This is a genomic window from Ancylomarina sp. YFZ004, assembly GCF_054254355.1.
In genome coordinates this window covers 34376-56634 of the sequence record NZ_JBTCHQ010000015.1, presented here as the reverse complement: position 1 = coordinate 56634, position 22259 = coordinate 34376, and the positions used below count along the sequence as shown (strand labels likewise).

Here is a 22259-nt window from a genome sequence, read left to right as displayed (position 1 = left end):
AGTTTTGGGGTGAAATTGAACCTGACTATTTTTGACCCCGATGTTTCGGGTGTCAGTTCTAATGTATTCCATTTTTTACCGCACTTGCATAACAACACAAATGGGATTAAAAATCACAAGCCTTTACCCTCAGATTACAAATCTGAGGGTAAAGGGTATTTGGGCTTGGTGTTTTTTGTACAAACAGAACACGAGCGATAAGCTCGTGATACCTAGGGATTATACAATCTGGCTATTTACCTATTATTGTCTTATTTACATTATCATATGTATAATTGACTACTTTGCCATTTATAATTAACTCTATTGCTTGTTCAATAACAGCAAATGGAGCAACAAACCATTCACGAGGCTTGTGTCTTCTCCCTCTCGCATCAAACACATCAATATCCAAACATGAATTCCCAAAGAAGTTGTGAAGCAATTGTTCAAATTTATGAGGATTCATATTATAACATTTCCACTCTCCCTCAACTGTCACCGGAGCCATTAAATAGGTCGGTTCATTCGCTGCATTTTTAATGCGATCTTGAACATCAAACTTTGAAAAACCAATTTTGTAGAGATTTTGGATTGATGTAATCTCCACATCTGTACTCTTTGATTTTAAGACGTAAATAAATCCCGTTTCATCATCCTCATCCGTAATATTATTAAAATTGTCCAGTAATTTATCATCATTCTCAGTTACTCTCTGTCCATTTTTGTATAATTCTGCTGCAAGTGATCGCAAAAGCATATCTGATTCAGTTCCATTCTCAAAAATACACCTCAAGCGTGCATTTACTTTACCGTTTTTATCAGACTTCCTAATCCCAACATTTGCAACATATAAAAGAACCCCATTTAAAATAAAGAAATACCCTTTATCAATTTGCTGCTCATTTTTAAATACCTTAAGCTTTCGTTTACCCTTTGCTAATTCCAATTGAGTCTGTTTGAGCATTAGCTCATAATCCACAAAATCCTTACATGTTTTCCTTCTTGCAACATAATCTGGCATTGTTGTCTCTTTTGGGATATGCTCTAAGGCGAACAAACCTGCTTCATCGTCATCAAAAATACCCAATGAATCATCTCCGAATATATCATCAATCGTATTAATCTCTTTTGTTACCGTTGGAAGCAAATTGTATTTGTCTACTGACTCTAGAGCCAACATCTTATCCTCACTATTGCGTAAGCCCTTCAATCGAGTATAAAGTTGATACTCAGAAATATCATTTTGTCTAGGTTCAGGCTCTCTTTTATTTTTCTCATAGAAATTGTTAATCTCCTGAAATGAAGCCAATAGACGTTCATCAGCATTTCTGGCAGCCGAAGCTTTAGGTTTTACATTGAGTAAACCCAAAGGATCATTGCTAAAGATGTCGTCCAATATTTTATCCTTATCCATTTACAGTATCTCTTTTACGTTTTTCCTCTTTCAGATAAATCACACATTCGGCCATTCTTTTTTCCTGAGAATCATTAGTATTCAGGCTTGGCTGTCGATTATAGGTTTTTATAAACTCCTGAATTTTAGGCCACAAAACCTTAGCTTCTTCAAAATCCATTTTTATCCGAGTAGCTTCAATAGTATCTTGAATCACCTTCAACACTTTCGTTGTAACCGATTTTGATAATACCTCGAAGGCTTTTTGAAAAGGATTAACCTGATCGATAAGATCGATGTGCAGATCGTCGATATTTACAAACGACCCCGCCATTTTTATAAAACGTTTATCGTCTGTATTGTCCTTGTTCTTATCCTTTTCTTTTGGAATTTCATCAATCATTTCACCAAGTGTATTGGCGTCTTCATTACTTAAATTCGGATATATCGTTTTTATTATCTTAGGAATCAATTCGCTTTTTATATCCTCAGCATTTTTATTTTCCAGCAATGCTTTCTGCACTGTGATATCCTCTCTGATTGCTTTTTTTATTTCTTTTAAATCGACTATATCATTGTTCTTTATTACTGATTCGAGAACTAAGTATTGGCGAACTTCTTCAAGTTGCACTTCATTTAAGTCAGGATACTTTGCTTTTATTACATTAGGAATTAAAACCTTATTCATAACCTCAGGGTCAATAGTACCCATCATAGCTTTCTGAATATTATTATTTTGCAAAACTGTAGCTTTTAGGTCGTTTAAATCAGATTCTAAAATATCTTTTACTCTTTTTGAACTTGGTTCTTTTAGTCCTCTTATTTTTATTTCGCCAGGTTCTGCTTTATCATCATCATTCAGCTTAGTTTTAAACTTCCAGTTTGGCGCTAAAATCTGTTCCATAAGTAAAGATGCTGTAATGGCTTTAAGCATGTTATTTACTGATTGTGTTATCAAATTCTTTTCTGCCTTGGGTCGAGCTATTAGATTGGTAAATTGCGCATGCGTTTTATTATTACTATCACGTGTGGCACGACCAATTATTTGAATAATCTCGGTTAAAGATCCTCTATACCCAACTGTTAAAGCATGTTCACAATAGGGCCAGTCGAAACCCTCCTTTGCCATTCCTAAGGCAATAATGACATCTATATCATCAACATCATTACATTCTCTCAAATAATTTACAATCTTATCACGCTCTTTGGAATTATCGTCTACAAGGTTCGCAATTTTTAGGATTTTCCCATCAGTATGTCGTTTGACATGGATAACGCCTGTGTTATGATCTTGTTTGGTTACTAAGCCTATGGCATCTATAATAAAATCAACTTCATCATTTTTCATTTTGGTTGATTCTCCAGAATTGACATTAGGGATATGTATGATCGTCTTCTTATCGGTATCAAGCACCTCTAAAATAGCCTCTGTGTAACGCCCCTGATAAAAATGATAACCTATGCCTAATGATTTAAGGTAAGTATAACCATTTAACTGCTCGTAATAGTTATATGTGACCTTGGTAAACTTAGCTTCATTCTCGGGTGTTAAAACAGGCACAGAGTCTCCCCTAAAATACGAACCCGTCATAGCTACAATATGTGCCGATGATTTTTGCATGACCAATCGTAGTAAATCACCCAGACGGTTATCGGCATCAGCTGAAACATGATGAAATTCATCAATAGCCAATAAGGTATTGTCGAATACACTTTCTTCTAATTCCTGACAGGCAAAACGTAGGGTAGCATGGGTACAAATGAGTATTTGTTCGCCATTGTTCATGAAATTGTGAAATGCCTTAACCTTACTACTGCTCCCATCGTTACCAGGCGTGCAAAGATTATATTGATCGTTAGGTTCCCAATTAGCAAAGAAATTATTTTGTTTTATTAAATTGGTCTTTGCAAACGAACTGCCTATTGAACGTTCGGGAACTGCTACAATGACTTTTTTTATTCCTTGATTCTTTAATTTATCTAAAGCGATAAACATCAATGCTCTTGACTTTCCTGAGGCTGGTGGGGCTTTAACTAACAAATACTGAGAATCTCTCGCCTCGTATGCACGAGCAGCCATTGGTCTCATTCCTGTATCGTCTACATTTACACTTTTCCCTGTTTGCTTGTAAGTAACCTTAACAATATCTGGCATCTTCTATGACTTTGTTTTGTAGTACGTTATTTTAACTTTCTGCTTTTTAATTGATCTTCCAATTCTTTCAAACCCTGTATGTTCGCCTCTATTACATCAAAATAAGACATTAGACTCTTTACTATCAGCGGCAGTTGTCAAGTAATCCTTGACAACTGAATCGCCGTGCAACTCATTCTCTGCCAGAAGATTTTTAATGTGCAGACTGATATTTTGCTTTGAGGTGTCAAAAAGTTCAGCGAGCTGATTTTGATTCATCCACAACATGCCATTTTTGGCGTAAAGCGATACAGCTGATTTTCCATCGACGGTATTGTAAATGATGATGTTTTGTTGCTTGTTGTCTGTCATCTTAAGTTCTCTTTTTTCGAGTTTCCTTTTCTTTGGCAAACAAAGTGCCTTGTTCTTTACTCTTCGGCAATCATTTTTTCGTAGAGTTTAAAAAGATATTCCAATCGCTCTTCGTCGCTGCTAAATGGCTTAGAGCGATAACATCGCTCAATAGCCAAATCATTCAATCGATGCGCTTCGCGCAGGCCTTCGGGCATTTTATCAGGATCGTAAAGTTGTGCCATGGTTTTTTCAGAATGCTTTTCTCGCTCTTCCAATATACGGAATACACATTGAGTGATTTCATTTTTACGTTGGGTGGATATCTGAGGGAAAGGGAAGGTATTATAGCATAATGAATTTGAATAAGTAATATCTGTTTTAATACCTCCAGCAATAGCTTTTGCCCATAAAAAATGGATTCTGGACATAATAACCCCTGTGATATATAATTCCGAATCGTAAATAACTTGAACTGAATGAAGCGTCTGAATTTTTCCAAACTTTATATCTACAGGTAAATATTCCCTTTTACTACTTGATGTTTGAGGCATCATAGTAGTATGTTTTACTGGTTCATGTATATATCTAAACCTATATGAAATATTTGCCAATGATTTAGCTACTTGACCACCACCTTCCCTAAACTTTCTAACATTTTCAAATCTTTCTCTCAAAGGAGTAATACATTCAGCCTCTTCTAAATCATCTTTATTAACCCATACACACCACTGTACTTCCCCTTTCATTAGGCTACTACCTCCGAATAGTCTTCTAACAAATTTTTGAGCATTAGGAAATTTAGACAAGAGGTCCTCTTTTTCCTCATTACTAAGAGTCAAAAACCCCCCGTCAATAGCTTGATTACCATAAACCACCCTAGGGACTTCTCCAAAAGGTTTATTTCTCTTTTTAACAAATACATTTCTGTTATCAGTTAAGTAAGGTGAAATATTTTTTGCTGTTAAAATTGAATTTTTAGTGTAAATGTTTTTCCTTTCAGAATTATGATTTCGAAGACCTATGATAACCACAGCGACAACAGCAGCGCTTCGAGCATTATTTGTCCAACGAAAAGCTTGATGAGCAAAACCTATTTCAATATTATCACGCAGAATTGAAGGCCATAACAGTTCAATCTGTTGCCCTTGACAAATAGAATTTGTGGATACAAAGCCACATTTAGCATTTAAATTTCTAATGTAATTACTCCCTTTAAAAAACCAACAAGAAATATAATCTAAACTGTTCTTTCCTAGAACATTTTGAAGTGCAAATAAAACATCTTCTTTTTGTACATTATTTTGATTTCTTGCCCCTAAAAAAGGAGGATTCCCCAAAATATACACTTCGCTTCGACTCCGCTCAGCGGCCGTTTTACCTTTCGGGCAAACCACTTCCCAATCTATGCGACAAGCATTTGCTTGTACGATATGACCCGCCTCTTTTAATGGGAGAGTAGGGTTAGTCTTTCCGAATTCATTAAAAAATGCCACGTTCATTTGGTGTTCTGCCAACCAGAGAGCTAGTGTCGCAATTTCGTGAGCAAAGTCATCAAGCTCAATGCCATAAAACTGTGAAAGTGTTATGCCTGATAGAGCCATCATACCACTTTCTTTAAAGATTTTCATCTCCAATATTCGTAGTTCCTTATAGGCTATAATCAGAAAGTTACCACTACCACAGGCAGGGTCGAATATCTTTATTTTAGCTAAGCGGTTGAGTAGTTCAATTGTTTTCTCAGAATCACCTTTAGCCTTCTTATAAGCTTCGTACAAGTCGTTTAGGAAAAGAGGCTCTATCACTTTCATTATATTAGGTACCGAGGTGTAGTGTTGACCTAAGCTTCCTCGTTGATCGGCTCCAATTACTGCCTGAAACATCGATCCAAAAATATCAGGATTTATATCCTTCCACTCCAGTGATCCCGCATCTATAATGGCTTGTCGTGCTCTTCTTGTAAAAACAGGCAAGTCGTGCCTATTGCTAAATAAACTGCCATTTACATAGGGGAAAGCATCTAAGTATGCTGGTAAGTTTTTTCTCTTTTTATTATCGGTATCCAGTACTTCGTAAAAAGTATCGAACCAATTAGCTAAGTCGCTACCATCAACTTTGGTATGCGCATCTAGGGCATTGGTAAATTGATTTTCTTCAAATATGTTGGTATCCTCGGCAAAGAAACAAAAGAGCAAACGTGAAAGAAAGACATTCAAGCCATGAACAAAGTCTGGTGAGTCTTCAGGATTATCCTTTTTAATCTCATCGAAAAGCTTTGCCATTTTATCGGCAGCTTTAACATCTGCAATATTTTCATCGCGATGTTTGGCCTTCTCCATCCCTGCCCAGGGCAAAAAGAAATCGTAATGTTTGGGCAAATCTTTAAAATCAATATCGAGCTTATCTTGGTTTTTGGTATCAATAGCCAAAAGGGTTTTGAAATCGGTAACAATAACAAAACGCTCCTCCTGTTTTAGAGATTCGTTGAGATCAGAGATGCTGAGATGCAAATCAGCATCCTGAATTTCTTTAAAAAACACTTTCTTCTTCCAAGACACCTCCCCCACAATTTTAGACATATTTCTATTGCCTTTTCTTAAAAGAGTCACTCCTGATTTTGGCAGATCATAAGCCAATAACAAATCGTATATAAAGCTATCCTTTGATAATTTCTTAATCAATTTCTGAAGCTTGTCTTGTATGAGTGTTATATTCATTTTCGTCTTTTATTCCTTATCTAAAAACACATCTATGCTAATCCTGAAGTTTCAATTCTATTACGAATCTATAATCTTCTTATTGTTTATACAACAGGACTTCGCAATGTAATAAAAATGGAACAAAATTAGGTGTGTCAAGTCTGTCAATACTGGGGTAAGTTTTCAAAAGTCACCTTCTCTTCACATAAATTCAACAAAAGAAACCAATATGAATTTCTTTTATTAAAGTTTACATATTAGATTTATATCTCACAAAAAACTAAAATCGTGAACATACAATTAGTTTCCTACTTAGAAAACCTCTCTCCCTCTATAAAAACCCAATTAACAGCAGAGATCTACAATCGATCAAATGCTGATCTTATCCTTTACCCAGGACACACGTTGGATACATCCCGAGATGTAGCCAAACTTGCTACAAAACTAGATTCAAGAAACTCAACGGCACTATTTGAAGTTAAAGGCATCAGTAACTGGATGGAAAATTGTCTCTTCAGAATAAGAAAAGGACAAATTGAAAACTGCTACACACGACAACTTTTTTCTGAATCAAAAGAAGTAAATAATAATCCACTTTGCCTGAAAGAATTGCTGTATGAGTTAGAAAAAAATCGATTATTAAAGGTAAAAGGAAACAAAATTAGGACTTTAATGTGTGGAGAACTTAATCTACTAAGAAACTACCAAAACGATAATAACCGAGTGGATTTTAGAGTAGACGATCACAAACTTAAAACCACATTCGAGGAAATATTAGCAGATACCCACATTATGCTTAACCCTATGCATACCCCTATGGGTAACCAAGGCAAAATGGCAAAGCGGAGAGAATATTTATCGCAAAATGGTAGAGCTTATTTTTCAACCTGCAACCTTCCTCAAGAAACAGAAAACCCTATACAGGCATTCGCAAACAACAAACTCCAATACGCTTATCTCGATGGAAATGAATTGGAAGGGGAAATCATTAATTGTAATGAGAAATATCTGGTAAAAGAATACCTGCTATAATCTAATTTGCACCCTCTTAAAATTAGTTAGGCTCCCTGCATTGGGAGCCTATATTGATAGATGTTTTTTGAATAGAACCAAACCAACAACATCAATCTAATTGTTATTAGCGAAGGAATCAATTTAATCTCAATCAATCCTTCATGTCCATCATATTAATAATGGATATGTAACGATCTGAAATTATGCGTACATCAGAATGCGCCAATACAAAAATCCGTTTCATCTCCTCAAAGCCTGCCTTATCTTTAAGAGGGCTATACTCCTTATTCTTCATATAAGCCTGAATCTTTTAACTCCTCAGGCTTACCCTTTAATATCATAACAACTCGTATTAAGCAAGGCAAATAGGAACGTGGTTCCCAATTGATGTTCTTGTTCCGGTCTGAACAAGTAAGACAATAAATTGGCCATTGGCACTTCTTTATTATGCACATTCAAAATCTCCATGAAGGTTTTTCTGACATTTATATTCATGGCTTTATTTATCAATACCTGTTTTGTTCATATGACTCATACTTCACTTTTTTAAAGATTAATTCTAGTTTACAACACCAAATACCAACTTACAATTCCCAAACTTCCCCAGCCGGCTTTTGCCGATGGCGTAATCGGTTCTAATTGGGCTAGATCAGTATCATTTGCAAGAATTGGATAGTGTCTATTTACTATTTCATCTTCAATGCCTTCTTGATATTTGTTAAAAGATATAAAGCATTCGCATTTTAATATTTTAAGCACATTCAATATCCACCTACCTGTTGCTTTTCCACCTCCTCGAAAACAATCATTATGCTTGATATGAATAATGTGACTAATAAGAGCGTTGTTGGGAATTAAGCGTTCAGCACAGAAAGCAATATTATTGGCAAATGCATATATTAAGGGATAGGTGATTTCACCTAAACGATTGCATTTGATTTTTATAGTCATAAAGAAAACACGATTCGTTGCTGGAGAATGAATAGAATCTTCGGATATTTCAGGGTGTAAAGCAATATCAAGTTTAGGCAGTTCTTCAATAGATTCAACAGTAATTACGGTTCTACCATCGTCATATAATTTTGCAGTATCAAGAAAGCCTGAGCTTTGATTAGGAAAATAGCCAGTATATATATAAATATCAGGCGGAGCAGGCCTACGCCCATCTACATTTTCCAAAGGACGCAACAATGGATGCAAATACATCAAAGGTCTAAAATCTCGCTCCCCAGAGGGATACCAGCAAAGCCGAGGCTCAGGTTCATTTTTTAATTGATTAATGAGCTGCTTAAGTTTCCCATTATTATTACCATTTAAATCCTCTAAAAGTTGTATTGACATTGTCCAGTATTTTTGCTATTATATGTATTCTAAGAGCAAGAGTTCGTTAATGATCACTCTAGTTTACACTTTTCATTAATTCTCTAACCATCCTGTTAGAGCTTCCATAGCTCACAATTCTAACATCGAGTGGTGTGTTAAAAAACTTATTAATAGCATTTGTAATAGCATCCGTAATCCACTCCATTTCATTTCCAAAAGCACCGCCACCAACCAGAGTTAAAAAGACTCTATTGTTTGCTGTCTTTTCATAATTGATTAGGGCTGCATAAAAGGTAGCTTCGTAAGTTGCTTCTAAAATAAGTCGAGCAAATGGCTCCCAAAGAACAGGGTTTGAATATGAATAGGCTACGGGTAAGGCCGAACAATAAGCTTGTGTCACCCTATTTTCAGTATTTCCAATGGTAACTTGTGTGTCCCATTGTGTTCCGATTTTAAGTTTGCCTTTTAAGTCTTCGAACTCCTGCTTTGATTTGTTTTCAATTTGTTCGCTAATGTTTTTTAAGCCTTCTGAATTAGCTAAAGCATAACCATTTTTCATTTCCCATAGAGCTTGTGTATCGTTTCCTAGCTCTTTCCCTATTTCTTCAAGGCAGTCAATCTGATTGTTTGCAGACTGTCCTATTTGCCCATTTACTTCGGCAAAATAGTTTCTATAAATAGTCCCTGCTCCACATGCGATTGCACATGCTGGACCTTGAGTGCGATCATTCTCGTAGATTCCAACTCCATATTCAGGCGTTATATGAGGGCCAATCATTTCTAAAAGATTAAACTGCGAAGCTGCCTGAAATAGGGCGCCATTATTTGCTTTATCTTGATGAAACGCCTGAACATCTCCAATCTCTTCGGCAACTCTAATCTTAGATTTATATTTATCCAGAGCAGGAGCCTGATTTCTCAAATCTTCCAGTGAGGAGACTTCTAGTTCACCAAAAGTGAATTCTGCCGAATTTAATCTCGAGATTAATTTATTTCCCTTTACACTTATATAGGATCTTACCTGATCTGGATTATCTTCCTTAAACCCTACTAATTTTTCGAACCACATATTATTAAAATATCAAAAAAAACATGACACTTGTTTTAAATACTTTATGACCTGTTACAATTTAAGACTGGCAAAAAAACTGCCTCGAATAGATTCACTCATCACTAAGTCCTATTTTTAAAATGAGTGTCTGAAAATCCTCCTCCCCCATATTCTTCGGACTAAATGTTGGGTTTCGAGGGTTCCTTAAAACAAATGTATTCTCGTAATCTTTAAGCTCTGGGATCAATTCTTCCCATTTTGTTTTACTTCGCATGAATACAATGGGTGCATTTCTCTCAATAAATGATTTTACAATTTCTTTGGTGTATTCCTGTGTTGGCAAATTGTGTTTTGGCTGCTTAAACTGAACCGAATGGTATGGCATTAACTGCAAACAGCAAATGTTCAGCGCCAATATCTTCTCATCCACCTTATCTAACAACCAACGTAGTTTTCCTCTCCACCATTTAGAGCCTGGACAATCCAATTCCGGGTTTAAATAGTAAAAAGGATATTCGCTTTTAACTTGTGCTAGGTTTTGCTTGTAGAGGTAACGAAAGTTCTCATCGGCGTGTGTTTCGTAATCTTCAACACTTAAACCAGGATTTAATGCCAACAACAAAACATTGGCTTTTAAACTACCTATATAAGGGTCTGGCAATAGCGTTTTGCAGAATTTACATTCTTCTTTTGCTATGGCATTAAATTCCTCCACCAATTCCATATCCAATGGATGTATGCTGGTTACATCGGTATTTAAGTTTCTCCAGGGGTTTCTCATTGTTTGTTTAAGCTTATATCTAATGGAGTTAAAATTGGCTCTACATAGTAAATTTATTCATCGCTAGTAAATACTAATTCTCTTGCAAGGAAATCCTTATATGAGTTCATCATACCCAAATACAATTCATCATAACTAATCATTGCACTCGGGTGATAGCTATCAATTAATACTTTCTGAGTTTCAGGATTGAAATAAATCCAATTGTTGATTTTTTGAAAGTTTAGTTCTGGATAGATAATTTCTCTGGCTATTTTTAAAACGGCTCCTTGTCCACCACCACAAACAATAATATTTGGGTTTAGAATTTCAAACTGTTCTTTTAAGAATGTTGCCGATAAATTCGCATGATACAAGAGATCGGCATTATCTATTGTCGAACTTCCCGATTCTTTTTTAGCATTGATAATACAAAATGGATTTTCATCGAATGCGCGTGTGTAATTCTCCCCAATTACAGCTTCTTCAAATGGGCTGTAGTTTCCTTTCTCATCTATTGAAATTAAACCATATAGCCACAGCGCTATGTTCTTGAAAAATTTATGAGTTATAATTCCTTCTCCTTGGCGTCCCAACCATTCTCGATAATCTTGATTTGGATTTGAGTTTGTGTCTTTAGTTAAAAAGACAATCTTCTTGTTTGAATTGTGCCATAGCTCATTTTCATTTCCTGAAGCTCGCCCCCAATAGGTTTTACTATCACTACCAATAGTACTCCTGGTTTTTCCTTTATACAAAAGGCCATCTCTGCAAAAACCATTAAATCCCTTACTCTTAGCTTCCTGTTCCCATCTATCAAATAATTGATCTAGCTTTTCGTTGTATTCCATTCTATCCTATAGTTAATTCGTTTCTATTTTTTTTTATTTCCTAAATCTGTCTTATTTCTTAAAACATCTTTAGCCCTGCTATTCTTACAATATCTGAGACTTCCACATTAGTCTGCTCTTTTTCCTTTTGCGATTTTGAGGACCATTTCTCAATTTGGTAATTTTCACCAGTCACGCGTACTTTTAAATTGTAGCCTTTTTTAGGAATCAATAAATATCCTCCATTCCATTTGCGCTTAATGTCGCACGGAATTACTACGCGGTTCAATTCATTCTTCACCTCCTCCAATTTTTTAACAATTTGGGTTCTCACCTTTCGATTCTCGATGGTTTGAATAAAATCAAAAAAGTATTGAGCGTATGGATTCGATTGATTCTCCTGAGAATAATTTTCAGGCAAGTGTAATTTCACTTGTTCTATAAAGTGGCTCAGAATAACCAGTTTAAAGTCAACTTTTCTTTTCAAATACTTTTCAGCTTCACCAATTGGTTCTTTACGATAAGGAGCTATTACTATAAAATATTGAGCTTTGCCTTCATAATTCGCCTTCATATAAGACTGATAAATCTCAAGAGGATTATCCAAATCATGATTAATCTTAAACTCAATGCAGACCACAAAGTTATCTGCCTCAATCAGAATATCGATTCGTTTCTCCTCATTATCCTGACCATTTGTTGGTACTTCTGTCCTTACCTTTATGTTCTCCAATACTGGTGTAAACGTTTCATTAGAGAACTCTGCAGGAATAACACAAGCTCCCTTCAAAGCTGTTCCCTGATCTTCTCTGTTCCCTTTAATTTCGTAACAAGTGGTGTTCAATAAAGCAGCCAAAAAGGTAGTTCCCAGCTTATGTTCTTCATTCGGTTTGAACAAATAGGCCAACAAATTGGCCATTGGCACCTCTTTGTTGTGCACTTTCAATATTTCCATGAAAGTTCTTCGGGGTGTTGTATTGTTTGTCATTTCTATGGTATATTCTATTTCCCCTTAGGGTAAACAACTCGATAAGAATCATCTTGATTATTCAAACTACTTAGAATGGCTTTAACAAGCTGTGCTTCATTTACTCCTTGCAACCATCTTAGCGGACTATTATTCCTAGGACTTCTCATTCTGTTCTCCTGTAGGGCTTCTAAAATTGGAGTCATTCGCCCGTCCAACTTTTCCATTTCAACTACTGGAATAAAATCGACATTCTCTTTTCCAAAGGTGCTGTTAAATCTAGCTCTCCGACTTTCGAAATTAATTGTAAACCCAACGTAAATATTTTCACAATTCACATAAGCATCTTCTGCATTTCCATTAATTGGTAAAGCTTCGGTATTCCTTAATTTCACAATATGTATTCCTGATTTTGGCATATATAATTTTTTAATAAAAATGTTTGATTTTAATCGAGTTACTCATCCCTCTATAATACAATAGAGCAACTAATTGATTCTATTTAGGATAGACGACATACTCACCTGCTACAATTTCAAAATTTTCATTACTCTCTAAATTTTCTCCTATAATTAGGTCTCTTGCACTAATCCGCTTAATCTCTTTTTCCTCAACAAGAAATATAAAGTAATCATCGATACACTCTTTGGCAATATTGAACTCATTAGCCGTAAAAAAGAAATGATTTGATTGGAATGCCTTAACCTCCACAAAGGTCAATTTATCACCATGCATTTTATCTCTGTATTTAAGGTCATAGCCCAAACTATCATCCCTTACTGTTCCTACCTCAGAATTTCCAGAAACCCAATCGACATTCTCTTTCCCATATTTTTCGATTAATGAAACGTACACCCTTCTTTCGGCCTTACGACCATTTATACTCTTTCTCTGATTATCGAGTCTGGAATGAAGTCTGGATTTACTCTTTCGTCTATTCGGTATTTTGTGATGATTAGAATTTCCTTTTCCAGTAAATTCATAATCAGTCAAATCAAGAATCTCAAGCTGATCGAGTTCTTTAAACGGCTCCTGTTCGCCTAGTTTTTCTTCAACAACACCTACATTCTCTTGAATTAACGCCACATTCAGATCGGTAAAATACAGAAGGCTTTTTAAATTATTAGGTAATTCATTAACCTGCATATTGGATATGCCACATGCTTCTAAATTCTCTTTATACACCTTATCATAAGGCATTACCCCTTCTTCTTGATTTATTTTAAGGTCAATTTTAAAATCACTAAGCACCTGTACAATGATCTCATTTTCATAATTACAATCAAAAGAATACTGAAACTTCCTAGAGCATATTTTATCCGCTAAAGTTTTAAATTCTTCAATAGTGTGAAAAAAATACTCCTGCCTTGCTTTATTTACTGAATTCATTTCAATCCATAATACTCGCTCAAAGCTATTCTGAAGTTTAGAAATAACATTAGTGATATTCGGTAAATGATAGCTGGAAAGATTAATTTTAGTATCATTTCCATCCTCATTAAAGGTCGATATATTAAGGTTTAATTCTTGAAACAGATTTTTAAATCTATTAAAATTTGATTTGTCATCTAGCTTACTGTAATTTATTTTCCTTGGCAGTGAACTTAAATTCAGATCAGTTTTTACCCTTGATAAAAACGATGGGACATCAGTCATTTCATCTAATGAAAAATTAATATTTTTCAATGAATATATTCTTTTCCAAAATTTTCTTTCTTGTTCTGAAACACCTAGTAAAGAATAAGCCTCAAGAATGGCTTCTTCACCATACTTCTCAGTCAGGAAATACCTTGAATCTTCAAAATCATTCCTAAGCACAAAACGAATAAAATCCCGATGTTCATTTACTTTAAAAACAATGCTTATGATTTCAGCTATTGTATCTGCAATCTTTGAATCTGTTTGAATTTTATGACCAATTGCACCTGAATATTTAAACAGAAATCCACTCGTGTTATTTGTACCTGTTTCACCAATAAAATCATAGTCATCGAACTCAATAAATTCTCCATCAATTTCACAGCTTATTTCACGACATACCCTAATATCCATTTTTTTTAAAGCAGAAATACTCTCTTCTCCTGCTTTCACCTTTTGCAATCTTTCTGTTAGAATAAATGGTTTTATCTTCTCAATAAAATTATTCAACACATCACTATCCTCTATAGAAATATCCTTACTAACATTCTCTAAATCAATCTGATTCAATGGCTTAATGCCAAAGAATTCTGTTACACGTCCAACACCTGCACGCTTATCAAATTTCAATATTGGTTTTTGATCAACAATTTTTTTAGGAAGTAGTATATTATCGGCATAATACACATCTTCACGAGCAAAATAGCCAACTTCGTTTCCTTTGTAAGCCAATAAATTTAAATTTTCAACATCTGATAAAGCTTGCTTATTTTCATCGTAGTTTTTAACAGCTAAACGATAAATTTTTTGAGCATATTTTCCAATTCCATCATTTTCAGGCAACTGATAAATGATATCATTTATTCTCTCTATACTTAATTCTGAAAAATCTTCAACTGCCCCTAATTTGTGAAGTATATGCTTTACATCGTGTTTTTTTGCCTTATCAAAATTAGAATCTAATGTTATTGTATTCAAAAAATTCAGACCTAAATCCTGAATTAAATAATCCTTAAAGTATTCTTCTTTGTATAACTGATAAAGTATATAGGAAGGAAAACCATGAATTGAATGATAATAAGTATCGCCCTTCTCTCGAACTTTACTATACCTGAATCCTTCCACGGAGTCTGACAGGCATGAATGGCAAATTATTTCATCATTTAAGATCCATTTCAACAAGTCGGTTTTATCTGGATTAGACTTAAAAATAGAAGTAATTACATCTAAATTTTCTATTCTTAAAAATGAAAGTTTAGAACTTCTATAATCAGAAGGTCTTCCTTTTTTTTGAAAAACAAATTCTAAATAACCCCAATATGAACCATTGTTAACAGAATCCTTTTCTTCTACAATTTTCACATATCTTCCAACACCTAAAAATTCGACTAAAAATTTCTCAACACTATCAAGATCTCCTTTTAAACCAAGAGAATCCATGTCACAAACCTGATCATCCAAGGAATAAATCTCACCCAGAATATCAATTCTATTCATTCCCGTTGGATAAGATTTGGATAAGAACATATCTTTTGAAAAACCAATAGATTTGTTTAGAGTGATTAGCGGAATATTATCTAAACGTAGTTGACTAGCTTTTAGATTCTCATTATTTCTCTGATAGAAATCAAACAAACAACTCAACATGTTTTGAACTCTTGCTATATCAGTTTCATCACCATATATTTTTGTTTGACTAATAATCTGGGTTAAAACTGGTGAAGGCTCGTATGATTGAATATGAAAGACACTTTTCAGTTTCCTTTGTAAAGCACGGGCCTTATCTTTTTCAGTAGAAAATCCAAACCTTTCAATTAAACATTGATATAATTCATTATTCATGAAGTCGATCTCTACATGATCAGGTGCCTGGATTCCCTTGCAATCATCTGTCGATGTCTCAGGTGTAAATATTGTTTTCTCTTGAGGAATAATTTCATGACTATCGTTAATTAACATTGAAAAATACTTCTCGAATGAAGACAATTCACTTATTGCAAAAATCCAATCTGAAAGTAAAGGCACATTACATTTTAAATTATCTGCAAGAGAATTAGATCGAAAGATAATTTCTTCTTCAGCATATTTTCTGTTTCTAAAATCAGGATAAACTTGTTCAAGAAATGTAACACACTCCTGTGGTACCGGCAGCAATAGATCCGGAAAAAATTCAGCTTTATCATTGGCTATTATAAACTCAGAGATCTCATTACCATGAAATTTTATATCTGATAAAGATCGATATTCGCCATCAACACATGGAAAAACTTTATAACTAGCCAACTTTCTATCAAGAATGTCATATAAGCCTAATTTATCTAGCACAGAGTTTTTATCCTTATAATCAATAAACCGTATTTTGCTCCAATCGGATGAAGACAAAAATTTCTCATCCATTGTATTTAACAGTAGCTCCACCAATTTCTCCAGCAGAAACTTATTTTTATCTGAATCAACAAGTTGGTTTCTGGAACTGTCAAGTTCAAATGTACCATGAACTAGTATCGGTAATTTCAGATCGACTTTTGTTGGGAAGAAATTAAACAGTTTGAAGTAGTTATCGGATAAAGATTCCTGAACAGCTAATTTTAGGCTATAGTATTCATCTTCTTTCTTATTTTCATCTCGATATTTTTCTGGTAACTTTCCTTCATCTGAATATATATCCCAAGATCGATCATTAATTTTTATTTCAGATTTATCTGCATTTTTTTCAGAACAAAAAGATGTCAGTTCTCCATCAATAGATATTTGAATCTTAAAAATATGGGGTAAGAATAATAAAACCTCCTCTCTTAACTCTATCAACTGATCTAGAATATCTTTTTCCAAATGTGAATGATAATCAATTGATATTTTGGTAAACTCAGAGTTTGACTGATTTGAAATCTCTTTAATTTCCGGTACTCCAAAAAACGGAAAAGGAATAGCATGACTAGCCAAATCAAACTCATCAAGAATTTGCATTGACTTACCGTTATGGATATTCTCGAAATTATTGCTTGCATTCTCTTTTGAGAAACTCAAAGAGATCCCTTTACTTTCAACAACAACCTGCTTACTCCAATTCAAAATGGATCTAAAACCCAAACCTTTGTTCCCAATAAATATTTTTTTGCGTTTGCTACTCAAATTAGGAATTAAAAGAGACCGAAATCCTTCCAATGAAAATGGAGCTCCCCCATTTTCAACGACTAAGCTCTTATTTAATGTATCTAAAGAAATTGTGATATAATCCGATCCGGCATCATCAGCATTTTGTATCAATTCAAGCAGTTGCCTTCCATTATAGTCTTTACATATTTCTCTCTCTCGATTATAAGATGCAACCATTTGCGCTGCGCTTTTAAATAGAGATTTATTCTCTTGAACAATGTCATTTATCTGGCTAATCATGTACTCTTCGCTTTTATTGATTCTAAAATCAGATACTATGCTTCAACAACCTTATTATCAAAACACTTATTTCACATAAGACTAAATCCTCTTCAAATGTACTACTCGTTCTCTTGCAGCCATTTTTTCACAAACTCGTCATGACGGGGATACCAATCATTTGTTATCGCATAACTATACCCAGCCCTGTCGAATTTATATTTCCAGGTCCAACGATCGTTATTTTTATGATCCTTTTTTATGGATTTCTTAGCCTCATTATCTGCATTCATTTCTATTCTTATGAACAAAGGAAGTCTTACACGAAATATTTCATAACTATACTCTCTAGTTAGAAATAGCTCTAGTTTCTCATTGGGCAACTTTTCTGCAACTGCGGCTATTCTTTTTTGTATTTCCGCATTCGTGTATCGTCTTTTAGCTTGTATACTTTCCATAATTTCTGTGTTTTATGCTGTTAATAATAGTTTCCAAATACAATATTAAATCACACTTCCGCCATAAGCTGACGGAGTACGATAATTAATGAAATGTCTTGTAGTCTTTATGCAATTTTCGGAACCACTCGATCTTCTATTTTTTGTAATCCAATAATTAAATAGTAAACCGGAATTAGTTCGATTATAGTTTCAATAATACTGAATGAATTTTCTTCTCCATAAACTATTGATAAAATCAATGCAATTGGGAAAAGAACTAATTGCAAAGTAGCAAACTTCCTTAATTCGTATAATCCCACTCCTGTTTGATTGGATAGCTTTATTCTTAATCGAATAAATTGATAAACATGAATGATTAAGCCCGCTAATACAAATACGGACAAAACAATACCCATTTCTTCTGAAATACGGTCTTCAAATCCCTCTTTCATCATAAATGACATCCCTAAATAAAGAGGTATCACACTTGCAATTAACCATCCCATTGTACGACTTAAACTATTATCTTGGAGTATTCTAGAGAAGTAACCCCTTAAGCCCAAAAATACCCGAATAAGGGCGGTTCCACTTAAAAAAAATGCGAATCTGTAATACTTCCAATCCTCATGCCCGGTAAGCTCAATAATGCAAATAATTACAGTAAGTGCAGCAAAAAACCATGCCGAAAAAACACTGCTAGTTATACGAAAATAAGTTGTTTCATTGGCTTCTTTGCTTCCGGGTACAGGAGGTGGCATTATTTCAAAAAAGCTTTTAAAATCAGAAATCTGTTCTGCTTTTTTCCAGTCGCTCATGCCTTCGCACCAAAGCAATGTCTCTTTTTCAATTTTTCCTTTCAATTCATTTATCGGATATGGACCTTTTTTATCTCCATTCTCGACATAATACCATTGTTTATTCATGACTAAATATATTGTATTGTTAATATTGCTTCATATTTATAAGTATCTGACTTAACTTTTATATATTATTCCGCCACAAATCGCGGAGCTAAAAACAAATCATCCATTGTTTCTATCATCTCTTTATCTGGTTTGGCATAGAATATGCCTGTGTTGCCTCCTGCCCTGCAACCACGTAGAAACACATAATACACGCCACCAAAATCACGTTCGTAATTAAAATCGGGCAAACGCATTTCCAAATAACGCTTTACTGCAATGGTATAAATTAGGTATTGCAGATGGTAATTGTTATCGGTCATCACCTCATCTAGTCTCTTAGGAGAATAATCGTCTAAGGCATTACCAAGGAAGTTTGATTTCCAGTCGAGGATATAGTATTTCCCTTCGTGCTCAAAGAACAAATCTATAAATCCGGTCATAAAACCTTCGAGCATTCTGCTGTCCTCAACGCTTGCCTTTTCGCATATTAAATTAATTTCCTTTGGCGTAAACGCATTGATATCGAAGAAAAATTCCAGTTCAGGAATCATCTTCTTCTTATCGGTTTGTTGCAAGCACCATGGCTTCTCTTCCGATAAGTTTGCATGCAATACAGTCATCATCATTTGATTGTACTGGTTGATGTATTCCTCGTTAAAAACAGAAGGGTAACTCTTGCCTACTGCTTTAATAAGATTTTGAAATTCTACTTGAGAAAAATCAGCATTTTCAAAAAGTTCATGTAAAAAATTACCGGCTATATTCCCCTTGGTCAGTTTCGAAAAGATAAATTCATCATATTCATTTTCGTAATCACAAGTGCCAACCGGATAGGTTTTATGCTGACGATTGAGAGCTGAAAAACTATGCATGCGCCATGATGAATCTATATGCCCTAAGAACGCCTTAGCTTTAGGCTTAAGATCAGATCCATTAAGTTTGATTTTGGCACCATCAAAGTCTTTAAGCTCTTGTTTTTCGATGTATGGACAATTGTAATCACTGACAATAAAATCTTTCACACTCCCTTTCTGGGTGGTATAAACATAAGCTTTATAAACAGTACGGGTAAGCGCCACATATATGAGTCTGCGATTTTCCTGTTCGGTTTGCTTGGTATATAATTCTTTTTCCTGATCTGTTTTGTATTGTGAAAAACAATAGGCTCCACTCTTTGGGTCTTTATATTCTATAAACGAAAAATAGTGTTGGTATTTAGAATCCATATCCAAATAAGGGGCGAATACGATATTATAAGCTAAGCCTTTACTAGAGTGTATGGTCGTAATTTGAACTGCATCTTCGTCACTTTCTACTCTTTGCACAAACTCATCACCATTTTCATCTGCGCCTGCCAGCATGCGTTGCAACCAGGAAATTAAATCGACGGAAGAAAGAGTTTGATTGATTTCAGCCTTGTGCAACAATTCTATGATTTGCAATATATTGGTCAGGGATCTTTCGTCATTCTGCTTATTCAATAAGTTTGAGCTTAGATTGTAAAGTCTGGTAAACAAGGTGAGTGCATCGTATACACCATTTTTCAACCAGGCTTCCTTAATCATTCTAAAACGCTCTAATTCTCTCTCATCATCCAGGGTCAAAATATCAGCATGACTAAAGGTCGTAAATTGATTATATAAGGCTCTATTAATATTTGATTTGTCGGGGCTTAAACAAGCCTGCAATACATACATTATAAAGAGAGCCTCTTTTGATTGCAGCACCTTAGAATCATCAATCGTAACAGAAGGAATATTCATTTTACCAAGAGCTGCCTTTACGGCTTCACCTTCCTTTTTTGTACGCACCAGAACAGCAATATCCGATGGCTTTACTTTCCTATCGGCTATGCTATAATCATTGGTCAATAAATGAAATATTTCGGAAGCTACGGTAGAATGAATCTGATTCTTATTTTTAACTATTGTCTGAGTCATATTATTGACTAATCCTCCCTCACATTTCATTTCAGGAAGATCCATTCCAGACTGAACGGTTTCGTAAGAGATTTTATCGTCGCAGAAAGCATTCTTCGTCGCTGTAAAAAAGGCATTGAGGGCAGCTAGCATGTTTGGAGTTGAGCGAAAATTGTGGCTCATGGTATAAGTTTTATCTACCTGCGCTGCTGCATGCTTGTAAGTATCGATATCGGCTCCTCTAAATCCATAAATAGATTGCTTGGGATCACCAATATAAAAGAGGATGCTTTTTTGTTCAAACAAGCTATTAAAAATATCGTATTGTATCTTATCTGTATCCTGAAACTCGTCGATAAATACGGCTTCATACTTTTTTTGTAATTCCCCTTTCAATAAGTTGGCATCATCATTTTCAACAGCGGTTGCCAAATTCTGAATTAAATCATCGAAAGCAAATACATTCAAATTTTGTTTTTTAAAACTGATATATTCCTTAGTAGAAGCAATAGCCTGGCCATACAAAAAGTACTTGATCTCATTGATTGTATTCTTACCTTTCTCTAGGGCTTCATGGCATGCCAAAGCAGATTCCAAAAGATTGGGAAAACAATCATTAACATATTTAGTTCCCCTATTCTTTAACAGATTATTTCTAAACCTTATAGAGTTATTACACAAATCTGCAAAATTATTATTGGCAGATTTATTTTTATTGAAACTTTCCAGTTGACATTCAACAGAATGATTAAACTCTTTATCAAAATCGCTGATTGCTTTATCTGTATCTTCCGATTGAGATTTAAATTTCCCGAATGCCTCAACTAAATTCAACTCCCTATTGTAAACAAAGTATTTCCCAGAAAGAGCCTTAGACACAACCTCTGCAATATCAGATCTTGATATATTCTCATCGACTAATAATTGAAGCTGATCAGAAGGCAAAGTGGTTATGTCCTGTCGCCAATATTCATTAATAGCATCATTTATAATTGCAGAACTATTCTCCATCACCTCGGCACCAAACATCTGTCCTGTTTCGAAAGCAAACTCATTTAAGGTTTTCTGACAGAAGCTGTGAATCGTAAAAATTGCCGTGTCGTCTAAGCTTGTACTGGCCATGCGCAAACGGGTTAAAACAACTTCTTCCCCGTAGGTATTTATGGCACACTTAACAATACTACGAATCACTTTATCGCAGTTGCTTTTATTTCGGGCATAAGCTTGTGCTTCACGAATAAACTTACGAATGCGTATTTCTAATTCAGCCACCGCAGCTTTAGTGAAGGTGACCATCAATATCTTGTTTAGACTTAAGTTTTTTTCAAGAATCAAACGCAGCACCAAAATACCTATAGAAAATGTTTTTCCTGTACCTGCACTGGCTTCAATCAGGTTGCTCCCTTTTAATGCTACTGTTTCTACCTTAAATTCTTCTTTATTCACGATTCTGTTTTTATATCATTAGCTAATAGTCC

General features: G+C 34.7%; 17 protein-coding genes. 1 reads left to right on the top strand and 16 read right to left on the bottom strand.

The genetic code is table 11. From position 1 onward, the window contains the following. Nucleotides 1-232 precede the first annotated feature (232 nt). From ACXR6G_RS18245 to ACXR6G_RS18230, 4 genes are all read right to left on the bottom strand, one after another. Nucleotides 233-1396: a GIY-YIG nuclease family protein gene (locus tag ACXR6G_RS18245; protein ID WP_458362891.1), complete on the bottom strand. Its 1164-nt coding sequence runs from the start codon at nucleotides 1394-1396 to the stop codon at nucleotides 233-235. Next, nucleotides 1389-3530, bottom strand: a complete 2142-nt coding sequence (locus ACXR6G_RS18240; protein ID WP_458362890.1) for a DEAD/DEAH box helicase — start codon at nucleotides 3528-3530, stop codon at nucleotides 1389-1391. The genes ACXR6G_RS18245 and ACXR6G_RS18240 overlap by 8 nt, the downstream gene beginning before the upstream one ends. Nucleotides 3531-3626: 96 nt before the next feature. Beyond that, on the bottom strand, nucleotides 3627-3881 hold the full coding sequence (locus ACXR6G_RS18235; RefSeq protein WP_458362889.1) for a hypothetical protein: 255 nt from the start codon (nucleotides 3879-3881) through the stop codon (nucleotides 3627-3629). Between the two features lie 56 nt (nucleotides 3882-3937). Further along, on the bottom strand, nucleotides 3938-6577 hold the full coding sequence (locus ACXR6G_RS18230) for a class I SAM-dependent DNA methyltransferase (RefSeq protein WP_458362888.1): 2640 nt from the start codon (nucleotides 6575-6577) through the stop codon (nucleotides 3938-3940). Between the two features lie 270 nt (nucleotides 6578-6847). On the opposite strand from ACXR6G_RS18230, the gene ACXR6G_RS18225 reads away from it, so the two are divergent. Further along, nucleotides 6848-7591 (top strand): hypothetical protein, encoded by a 744-nt coding sequence (locus tag ACXR6G_RS18225; protein ID WP_458362887.1) that lies wholly within the window; start codon nucleotides 6848-6850, stop codon nucleotides 7589-7591. Between the two features lie 133 nt (nucleotides 7592-7724). On the opposite strand, the gene ACXR6G_RS18220 is transcribed toward ACXR6G_RS18225, so the two are convergent. From ACXR6G_RS18220 to ACXR6G_RS18165, 12 genes are all read right to left on the bottom strand, one after another. Next, nucleotides 7725-7868 carry a hypothetical protein gene (locus tag ACXR6G_RS18220; RefSeq protein WP_458362886.1) on the bottom strand — a complete coding sequence of 48 codons (144 nt, stop codon included), beginning with the start codon at nucleotides 7866-7868 and terminating at the stop codon, nucleotides 7725-7727. A gap of 29 nt (nucleotides 7869-7897) precedes the next feature. Next, nucleotides 7898-8068, bottom strand: a complete 171-nt coding sequence (locus ACXR6G_RS18215) for a hypothetical protein (RefSeq protein ID WP_458362885.1) — start codon at nucleotides 8066-8068, stop codon at nucleotides 7898-7900. 69 nt (nucleotides 8069-8137) lie between these two features. After that, a complete protein-coding gene (locus tag ACXR6G_RS18210; protein WP_458362884.1) occupies nucleotides 8138-8914 on the bottom strand; it encodes a DUF7663 domain-containing protein in 777 nt (258 codons plus the stop codon). A gap of 58 nt (nucleotides 8915-8972) precedes the next feature. Then, nucleotides 8973-9965, bottom strand: a complete 993-nt coding sequence (locus ACXR6G_RS18205) for a hypothetical protein (protein ID WP_458362883.1) — start codon at nucleotides 9963-9965, stop codon at nucleotides 8973-8975. A 94-nt stretch (nucleotides 9966-10059) separates the two neighbouring features. After that, nucleotides 10060-10728, bottom strand: coding sequence for a hypothetical protein (locus ACXR6G_RS18200; protein WP_458362882.1), 669 nt, complete (start codon nucleotides 10726-10728; stop codon nucleotides 10060-10062). A gap of 53 nt (nucleotides 10729-10781) precedes the next feature. Next, nucleotides 10782-11558, bottom strand: a complete 777-nt coding sequence (locus ACXR6G_RS18195) for a hypothetical protein (RefSeq protein WP_458362881.1) — start codon at nucleotides 11556-11558, stop codon at nucleotides 10782-10784. A 58-nt stretch (nucleotides 11559-11616) separates the two neighbouring features. Continuing rightward, on the bottom strand, nucleotides 11617-12525 hold the full coding sequence (locus ACXR6G_RS18190; protein WP_458362880.1) for a PD-(D/E)XK nuclease family protein: 909 nt from the start codon (nucleotides 12523-12525) through the stop codon (nucleotides 11617-11619). Between the two features lie 14 nt (nucleotides 12526-12539). Next, the gene (locus ACXR6G_RS18185; RefSeq protein ID WP_458362879.1) at nucleotides 12540-12923 is read right to left on the bottom strand and encodes a hypothetical protein; all 384 of its coding nucleotides are present in this window, start codon (nucleotides 12921-12923) and stop codon (nucleotides 12540-12542) included. Between the two features lie 79 nt (nucleotides 12924-13002). Continuing rightward, nucleotides 13003-17538: a sacsin N-terminal ATP-binding-like domain-containing protein gene (locus ACXR6G_RS18180; protein ID WP_458362878.1), complete on the bottom strand. Its 4536-nt coding sequence runs from the start codon at nucleotides 17536-17538 to the stop codon at nucleotides 13003-13005. A gap of 101 nt (nucleotides 17539-17639) precedes the next feature. After that, nucleotides 17640-17975 carry a hypothetical protein gene (locus tag ACXR6G_RS18175; RefSeq protein WP_458362877.1) on the bottom strand — a complete coding sequence of 112 codons (336 nt, stop codon included), beginning with the start codon at nucleotides 17973-17975 and terminating at the stop codon, nucleotides 17640-17642. A 107-nt stretch (nucleotides 17976-18082) separates the two neighbouring features. Continuing rightward, nucleotides 18083-18880, bottom strand: a complete 798-nt coding sequence (locus ACXR6G_RS18170) for a DUF4339 domain-containing protein (protein WP_458362876.1) — start codon at nucleotides 18878-18880, stop codon at nucleotides 18083-18085. A gap of 65 nt (nucleotides 18881-18945) precedes the next feature. Then, the gene (locus tag ACXR6G_RS18165; protein WP_458362875.1) at nucleotides 18946-22227 is read right to left on the bottom strand and encodes a UvrD-helicase domain-containing protein; all 3282 of its coding nucleotides are present in this window, start codon (nucleotides 22225-22227) and stop codon (nucleotides 18946-18948) included. Between the last annotated feature and the right edge of the window lie 32 nt (nucleotides 22228-22259).

Coding starts and splice junctions, on each gene's coding strand:
- ACXR6G_RS18175 (WP_458362877.1), bottom strand. CDS start 17,975: ATGGAAAGTATACAAGCTAAAAGACGATACACGAATGCGGAAATACAA.
- ACXR6G_RS18200 (WP_458362882.1), bottom strand. CDS start 10,728: ATGAGAAACCCCTGGAGAAACTTAAATACCGATGTAACCAGCATACAT.
- ACXR6G_RS18195 (WP_458362881.1), bottom strand. CDS start 11,558: ATGGAATACAACGAAAAGCTAGATCAATTATTTGATAGATGGGAACAG.
- ACXR6G_RS18190 (WP_458362880.1), bottom strand. CDS start 12,525: ATGACAAACAATACAACACCCCGAAGAACTTTCATGGAAATATTGAAA.
- ACXR6G_RS18215 (WP_458362885.1), bottom strand. CDS start 8,068: ATGAATATAAATGTCAGAAAAACCTTCATGGAGATTTTGAATGTGCAT.
- ACXR6G_RS18185 (WP_458362879.1), bottom strand. CDS start 12,923: ATGCCAAAATCAGGAATACATATTGTGAAATTAAGGAATACCGAAGCT.
- ACXR6G_RS18205 (WP_458362883.1), bottom strand. CDS start 9,965: ATGTGGTTCGAAAAATTAGTAGGGTTTAAGGAAGATAATCCAGATCAG.
- ACXR6G_RS18245 (WP_458362891.1), bottom strand. CDS start 1,396: ATGGATAAGGATAAAATATTGGACGACATCTTTAGCAATGATCCTTTG.
- ACXR6G_RS18180 (WP_458362878.1), bottom strand. CDS start 17,538: ATGATTAGCCAGATAAATGACATTGTTCAAGAGAATAAATCTCTATTT.
- ACXR6G_RS18235 (WP_458362889.1), bottom strand. CDS start 3,881: ATGACAGACAACAAGCAACAAAACATCATCATTTACAATACCGTCGAT.
- ACXR6G_RS18240 (WP_458362890.1), bottom strand. CDS start 3,530: ATGCCAGATATTGTTAAGGTTACTTACAAGCAAACAGGGAAAAGTGTA.
- ACXR6G_RS18210 (WP_458362884.1), bottom strand. CDS start 8,914: ATGTCAATACAACTTTTAGAGGATTTAAATGGTAATAATAATGGGAAA.
- ACXR6G_RS18170 (WP_458362876.1), bottom strand. CDS start 18,880: ATGAATAAACAATGGTATTATGTCGAGAATGGAGATAAAAAAGGTCCA.
- ACXR6G_RS18220 (WP_458362886.1), bottom strand. CDS start 7,868: ATGAAGAATAAGGAGTATAGCCCTCTTAAAGATAAGGCAGGCTTTGAG.
- ACXR6G_RS18230 (WP_458362888.1), bottom strand. CDS start 6,577: ATGAATATAACACTCATACAAGACAAGCTTCAGAAATTGATTAAGAAA.